Below are 6,225 nucleotides of genomic sequence, written 5' to 3'. Positions count from 1 at the left end.
TTTTATAATCTTAATCGCATTCACTCGGCTATTAATTATTTGTCGCCCATTCATTTTGAAAAATCTTTACTTTCTTCTTAATTCTTTTCGCCTTTTTGTGTCCAGATTATTGACTATGGTCCATCCAGACTGTCTCCGAGGTGGCGGACATCTGCGGTGATGTCCAGTAACAATTTGATTTGGCTCATGGGTTGACCTCCTTTTTGCTATGTTTTTGACGATAGGGAAGATAACTAAATTCTGCAAGAATCTGGCGGACAACTTCAGATTGGTATTCATCTGCCGTTTCCATTAGTTGTTCCAAAACCTTTATCTGTTCCAATGACAATTTATTTTTGTATGGATGATAATCATTCGGAACAGACACACCGCCGCCATTTCCGCGAGTTGTTTAAAGAGGGTACTCAGCTGTGAGCTTTAATACATCGCTGCGGATCGTGCGTGTTGTCACGCCTAATTCTGCGGCAAGTACGCTCATTGTCTCATATCTTCTTGCCACGAGAATTTTCATAATTTCTTCTCTGCGTTCTGTAGCAGTCACAGCCTTTCGCCTCCTTTCCCTTTGTCTGAAATCATTGTAAAATTCAAATAGGAAAGGTTTTTTCCTATTTGAATGGAGTTTACAAAATATTCACAATTTGATTTGAGTGAGATATCAGTCTTATATGATCCATAACGATTTGCACCTTGTGAAAAGAAAAAGCCGGCTGAACATTCGTAGAACATAGTCTATCGAATGCTCAGCCGGCAGAACTCGGTATATCGGTTCAGCTCGTTTTGAGCTTGTCTATTTGAAGAATACGGGTTTCTCAGAAATCGGAATCCCTGTATGTATTATCTTCATTTTTGCTGCTGTAAATCAGAGACATCAGGGAATCAATCGTGATTTCCTCGTATTCCGATTTATTAGGCTTTTTGATTTTCAATACATGAGAACCATTTTGTTTTAAAATGATCTCACCAAGCGGAATTTTCAATTTTGGCGTGTAAATCATGTTAGGTTTTGATTTATTCATAGATGCCTCCTTTGTTACGATATAAGCTTAATAGCTTGCATGATGGATATAAATAAACAGCGGGCGGAAAACCCGCTGTAATAGTTGATTAGTTAAAAGACGATTGCGTTGATTCGGATCATATGCAAAATACGGTGTGTGAAATACAACATGACCTGCTTCGTGACCTGCAGTAAACCTATATCGGTGTTCCTGATTTTCTTCCAGCAAGCGACTGTCGAAAATCACCGTATTAGCTTTTGCACTGATGTATTCTGCACGATTGTTTGCCAAGTCATAAACCGGAATGCAGTTTGTATCATGAAATACAGTCATACCAAGATAGATGCCATTATGGTAATCCGGAGTGGTACCAAGATAATTTTCAAGAAATCCATCAATATCGACAGGAGAGGGATTTTTCAAAATATCAGGTTGAAACTCCACGATATATTGTTAAAACAGGTACACCGCTCTTTTTCGTTTGGAAACATGGACTATATATATTGAAGATCATCCTTTTCGCTTTTTCAGCTCTTCGACAAATTGCATCCATTCCTCTTCACCAGCATCCAGATCACGTGCTGTACGCAGTGCAGCGGACACATAATCTCTTTCCATGATGTACTCCGGCAAGTCCGGTGCGACAGAATTACGTTTCTTTCCGGCAAGGTCAAGCATCAGAGATTTATCTTCCTCTGACAATTGCAGGATTTCTGCAAGCATTGACAGTTTTTTCATATCCGGTGGATTTCTTCGATCTTTTTCAACATCACTTAAGAATGGTGCTGAAAAACCTAACAGTTCTGCCATTTTGCGAAGTGTAATTTGCTTTTCTTCACGTTTTTTCTGGAGAAACTCTCCGAAATTTTGATAAGAATTCATCATAATGTTCACCTTTACTTTTTCAATCGCCCATTCACTTTCATTTCATTTATTACATTTTCATCATTCAGGGGCGTAATATTCATTCACAATGGTGAATCTGATATGCTTATTAGCAATAGTGCTTACAAGCATATTTGCATTATAGCACACTTGCGTCTCTTTGTCAAGGGGTTATAGAAATTTTTTTGAAAAACTTCTTTGTATAACATCTTGACAATACGACCAATATGTCGTATACTATATTTATGACCGCGTGGTCGTAAATGAGGAGGGTTACATTATGACAGATTTTATTCCGATACAAATGCAAAAATCCGATGTACCTGGATATCTTACCGTGCAAACCGATGGAGGTATTCTTCGTGACAGAAGAGAAATGCTGGGGCTAACGCAGCAGCAAGTAGCGGATAAGGCGGGGATACAGCTTAGGCAGTATCAACGTTTTGAAACAAATGAAAGAGGTCTTTCCAGTGCAAGCATGAGAATCGGACTGTCGATTTGCAGTGTTCTTAAAATAAACCCCTATGAAATTATGCCGAATACAGTAAGAGGAACAATCAAATGAGCGAATATAAACCACCATTTCATATGACGGACAGAACTATTACACTTCTTGCAGAAATCAGCGAGCAGGTCGGAAGAATCACAGTATTGCAGGAAGGGATCATCAGCCCACACCTTCGACGTGAAAATCGAATCAGAACGATTCATTCATCACTCGCTATTGAGCATAATTCGTTATCTTTAGATCAGGTTACAGCGATTCTGGATGGAAAACGTGTGCTGGGAAATCCGAACGATATAAAAGAAGTACAGAATGCCTATGAAGCATATGAAATGATGCTTCGTCTGAATCCAGAATCTGTGGAAGATCTTCTGACTGCTCACAAGCTGATGATGCAAGGACTTGTTCCTGAGAATGGAAAATTCCGTTCCGGTGGAGTTGGAGTGTTTGACGGTGACAGACTTGTTCATATGGCTCCGCCTGCTCATCTTGTACCAAAACTGATTCAGGATTTGTTCAATTGGTATCAAAATTCTGAGATGCATCCATTGATAAAAAGTGCCGTTTTCCATTATGAATTTGAGTTTATTCATCCATTTCAGGATGGGAATGGTCGCATGGGCAGAATGTGGCATAGTCTTTTGCTTGGACAGTGGAAGGAATTGTTTTTCTGGCTGCCTGTTGAGGAATTGATTCAGTCAAAACAGGCAGAATATTATGATGCACTCGGAAAGTCGGATAAAGCGGCAGACAGTGCTGTATTTGTAGATCTTATGCTTGAAATTATTCGGGACACTCTTAAAGATACAACGGTTGTTGGTCGATCAACCGATCAAGACAGCGACCAAGTAACCGATCAAGATAATCCGATCAACAGATTGCTTTCTGTGTTAGGGAATGAGGAACTTTCAGCTGCTGAGATCATGAAGCGTCTTGGATTGTCGCACCGTCCGACTTTCAGAAAGAATTACCTGACTCCTGCACTTGATAAGAAATTGATTGAACGTACAATTCCAGATAAGCCAAACAGTAAAAATCAGAAATATCGGAAGAAGTGACATTGAAATGAAATTTTTAACTTCTGAAAGCAAAATAAGCTGTATTGACGATAACGGCAAAGAAGTAGGAAAGATTATTTTCCCGAAAAGAGAAAATAATGTCTACGAGATAAAATCAACAAAGGTTGATGAGTCAATGCAAGGACAGGGGATTGCAGGAAAACTGATGCGTCTTTGTCTGAATGAAATCAATGCAAGAGGTGGAGAAGTAAAAGCCATTTGTTCTTACGCACAAAAATATATTGAGAAACATGGTTTGCGTCCGCTTGTGATATGCCATATGGTGACCTCGATAGACGGAAAAGTGACCGGAGATTTTCTCTTTGGGAAAGTCGGCACACAGGTAAGTGAAACCTACTACGAATTGAACAGAAAGCTGAAAGGCGATGCCTTTGCCTGCGGTCGGGTAACAATGGAATCAAGCTTTACCAATGGCTTCAAGCCGAATTTATCTGAGTTTTCCGGTGCGGATATTCCCTATGAGGATTATGTTGCTCAGAAGCACGATTATTACGCAGTATCATTTGATCGCCATGGCAAAGTCGGCTGGATGGACAGCAAAATTCATGATGATGATCTCGGTTATGATGACTGTCATATCATTGAGGTGTTGAGTGAAAAAACGCCAAAGGAAATGCTTGCTTATTATCGCAGTATCGGAGTTTCCTACATTTTTGCAGGCAAAGATGATATTGATATCAATCTTGCCTTGAATAAGCTTTACATCATTTTCGGAATCAAAAAGTTGCTTCTTGAAGGTGGAAGTATTATCAATGGTGCATTTCTTCGTGCGGGAGCAGTTGACAATATCAGTCAGGTTATCGCTCCGATTGTTACGGATAAAGATGATAAACCGCTGTTCTTTGATTCAGATTTGACAGAGTTTAGAATGCTTGAATGTAAGAATATGAAAGACGGTTCAGTCTGGATTTTGTATACAAAATAATGACAAATGATTTTCAGAAGGATTGGTGTTTAATTAAGGAGGTCTACATGAAATATTATTTTTACGGCTGGGAAACGGCAACGGTGAAACCGATCAACAACACATATCCGAAAATTCATTCACCGCTTGACTTATATGATGCTCTATCGCAAATATGGTCTGCAGACACCTGTGCTCCAAGATTAAGGGATAACTGGACACCGGATAACAAAACTCTCGGACAATGCTCCATAACCGCATTTCTGGTGCAGGATATTTTCGGTGGAAAAGTTTATGGAATACTGCGTGACGGCGGCAATTATCATTGTTACAATGTGATCGGCGACTGTGTTTTTGACCTGACAAGCGAGCAGTTCGGGGATGAGAATCTTGTATATGAAAATAATCCTGAGCAGTTTCGGGAGGTCCATTTTGTAAAAGAAGAAAAACGCTTACGATATGAGTTTTTGAAAAAGGCACTGGCGGAGTATATGAAATGACAAAAATCATGTTTGTCTACGATAGCGATACATACCGACAGTCTGGAAATCACAAGGGCTGTACTGATATCTTTGAAGGAATGAAGTAAAAACTATGTCAAAATCAGAAAAATATAAAACAACAATGTCAGAGACTCGTGCAAAAATAGCTGATGCGAAACGGCGTGGTACGAAACAAGGTTCTATTGGATATTACGGGTGCATCGACATCTGTAATACTTTCATGGAGATTCTGAACGAGGCTGAGAAATTTGTCTATGAGGGTGAATATTTTCTTGCTTTTTCGATGATAACTCTGGTTGTCATGAATAATGCAAAACTGGCAAGCAAAGGTGACAACAGTTCCGGATGTGTCAATGATGTACAGTGGCAGGCTGAAGAGCTGATGGAAAAAATCTGCAATTCAGAAGAAATAAAAGGTACGGCGGAGGCTTCTGAGATTTTTTCGCAGGCGCTTAATGACAGTCAGAATACAGCTTTTGATGATTGGGAGGATTTTTCTTATTCTATACTGATTTCTGCGGCGAATTTATCTACAAAGGAAAATGTTTTAAAGCTGTACGGGATTCTTGATGAAATTGTCGACAAACGTAAAAATCAGAAATATTCCACTTACAAGGAATGGAATTGTCTTGTGAGAATAAAAGCAATCAGAGCTGTCGATGGAACTTGTGCTGCGGAGGAATATGCAAACAAAAATTTGTAGTATCATGATGTGCGTAAAGTTGCTGTTCAAATGGCAATAGAAAGTAAAAACTATTCTCACGCTGAAAAGTTATGTAATGAAATCATAGATGAAAAAGAACGAGATAATTTTTGGGCAGGAGAGTGGTTTGAATTACTGCTTGAAGTATACGAGAAATCAGAAAATGATGAGGCTAAGATAAACCTGGTTCATGAATTGCTTGTTGATAGGCATGAAGCGAAATATTATGGTATGTATAAGGAGCTTCTTCAGAGATCCGGCAGATGGGAACAGGAAAGTTCGGTTTTGCTTAACGAACTGGAACATTCTGTTTCCTATGAAAGTTTTGCAGATATTTTATGGAAGGAGAACCAGGAGTTTCGTTTATTGGAGCATATGAAAAAGTATCCTTCCATTGCTCTTTGTTATGCAGAAAAGTTTGGAAATAAATATTCGGATGTTACTTTTCCGCTGTGTATAACAGAAATCGAACGTCATGCAAGTCAGTCATCTAATCGACAGCAGTATAAAAATGTTTGCAGAGAAATCAAGAAATTATTCAATTGCGGAGCTGATGTAATGCCCTTAATTGAGAAATTAAAAGAGAATTATCCAAGACGTTCAGCTTTTATAGATGAACTGGAAAAGTTAAAAGCGAAAATATAAAAA

The 6,225-nt window shown here is 39.0% G+C and carries 11 protein-coding genes; 6 read left to right on the top strand and 5 right to left on the bottom strand.

Annotation, left to right across the window (positions count from 1 at the left end; translation table 11 throughout):
• Window positions 1–184 precede the first annotated feature (184 nt).
• From OCV67_RS09230 to OCV67_RS09210, 5 genes are all read right to left on the bottom strand, one after another.
• Window positions 185–367, bottom strand: coding sequence for a hypothetical protein (locus tag OCV67_RS09230; RefSeq protein ID WP_262644477.1), 183 nt, complete (start codon window positions 365–367; stop codon window positions 185–187).
• 24 nt (window positions 368–391) lie between these two features.
• Window positions 392–541 carry an HTH domain-containing protein gene (locus tag OCV67_RS09225; protein WP_262644475.1) on the bottom strand — a complete coding sequence of 50 codons (150 nt, stop codon included), beginning with the start codon at window positions 539–541 and terminating at the stop codon, window positions 392–394.
• Between the two features lie 268 nt (window positions 542–809).
• A complete protein-coding gene (locus OCV67_RS09220) occupies window positions 810–1,016 on the bottom strand; it encodes a hypothetical protein (RefSeq protein ID WP_147643691.1) in 207 nt (68 codons plus the stop codon).
• A 27-nt stretch (window positions 1,017–1,043) separates the two neighbouring features.
• Entirely contained in the window at window positions 1,044–1,421 is a 378-nt protein-coding gene (locus OCV67_RS09215) for a hypothetical protein (RefSeq protein ID WP_147643690.1), read from the bottom strand.
• Window positions 1,422–1,508: 87 nt separating this feature from the next.
• Window positions 1,509–1,883, bottom strand: a complete 375-nt coding sequence (locus OCV67_RS09210; RefSeq protein ID WP_262644473.1) for a helix-turn-helix domain-containing protein — start codon at window positions 1,881–1,883, stop codon at window positions 1,509–1,511.
• 280 nt (window positions 1,884–2,163) lie between these two features.
• Between OCV67_RS09210 and OCV67_RS09205 the strand changes: the two genes are divergently transcribed.
• The 6 genes from OCV67_RS09205 to OCV67_RS09180 all read left to right on the top strand — a co-directional run bounded on the left by OCV67_RS09205 (window position 2,164) and on the right by OCV67_RS09180 (window position 6,222).
• Window positions 2,164–2,448, top strand: a complete 285-nt coding sequence (locus tag OCV67_RS09205) for a helix-turn-helix domain-containing protein (protein ID WP_147643689.1) — start codon at window positions 2,164–2,166, stop codon at window positions 2,446–2,448.
• Window positions 2,445–3,446, top strand: coding sequence for a Fic family protein (locus tag OCV67_RS09200; RefSeq protein WP_147643688.1), 1,002 nt, complete (start codon window positions 2,445–2,447; stop codon window positions 3,444–3,446). The genes OCV67_RS09205 and OCV67_RS09200 overlap by 4 nt, the downstream gene beginning before the upstream one ends.
• 7 nt (window positions 3,447–3,453) lie before the next feature.
• A complete protein-coding gene (locus OCV67_RS09195; RefSeq protein ID WP_147643687.1) occupies window positions 3,454–4,392 on the top strand; it encodes a GNAT family N-acetyltransferase in 939 nt (312 codons plus the stop codon).
• Between the two features lie 47 nt (window positions 4,393–4,439).
• Window positions 4,440–4,871, top strand: a complete 432-nt coding sequence (locus tag OCV67_RS09190) for a YunG family protein (protein WP_147643686.1) — start codon at window positions 4,440–4,442, stop codon at window positions 4,869–4,871.
• A gap of 94 nt (window positions 4,872–4,965) precedes the next feature.
• Window positions 4,966–5,577 carry a hypothetical protein gene (locus OCV67_RS09185; RefSeq protein ID WP_147643685.1) on the top strand — a complete coding sequence of 204 codons (612 nt, stop codon included), beginning with the start codon at window positions 4,966–4,968 and terminating at the stop codon, window positions 5,575–5,577.
• 30 nt (window positions 5,578–5,607) lie between these two features.
• Window positions 5,608–6,222 (top strand): tetratricopeptide repeat protein, encoded by a 615-nt coding sequence (locus OCV67_RS09180; protein WP_147643684.1) that lies wholly within the window; start codon window positions 5,608–5,610, stop codon window positions 6,220–6,222.
• The last annotated feature ends 3 nt before the right edge of the window (window positions 6,223–6,225 follow it).

It is taken from the genome of Porcipelethomonas ammoniilytica (assembly GCF_025567485.1).
Lineage (GTDB): Bacteria > Bacillota > Clostridia > Oscillospirales > Ruminococcaceae > Porcipelethomonas > Porcipelethomonas ammoniilytica.
This window is presented reverse-complemented; position numbering and strand designations above follow the sequence as displayed.

What these genes read in the sequence shown, in the direction of transcription:
- OCV67_RS09220 (WP_147643691.1), bottom strand. Translation starts at nt 1,016, where the DNA reads ATGAATAAATCAAAACCTAACATGATTTACACGCCAAAATTGAAAATT.
- OCV67_RS09210 (WP_262644473.1), bottom strand. Translation starts at nt 1,883, where the DNA reads ATGATGAATTCTTATCAAAATTTCGGAGAGTTTCTCCAGAAAAAACGT.
- OCV67_RS09205 (WP_147643689.1), top strand. Translation starts at nt 2,164, where the DNA reads ATGACAGATTTTATTCCGATACAAATGCAAAAATCCGATGTACCTGGA.
- OCV67_RS09200 (WP_147643688.1), top strand. Translation starts at nt 2,445, where the DNA reads ATGAGCGAATATAAACCACCATTTCATATGACGGACAGAACTATTACA.
- OCV67_RS09195 (WP_147643687.1), top strand. Translation starts at nt 3,454, where the DNA reads ATGAAATTTTTAACTTCTGAAAGCAAAATAAGCTGTATTGACGATAAC.
- OCV67_RS09190 (WP_147643686.1), top strand. Translation starts at nt 4,440, where the DNA reads ATGAAATATTATTTTTACGGCTGGGAAACGGCAACGGTGAAACCGATC.
- OCV67_RS09185 (WP_147643685.1), top strand. Translation starts at nt 4,966, where the DNA reads ATGTCAAAATCAGAAAAATATAAAACAACAATGTCAGAGACTCGTGCA.
- OCV67_RS09180 (WP_147643684.1), top strand. Translation starts at nt 5,608, where the DNA reads ATGGCAATAGAAAGTAAAAACTATTCTCACGCTGAAAAGTTATGTAAT.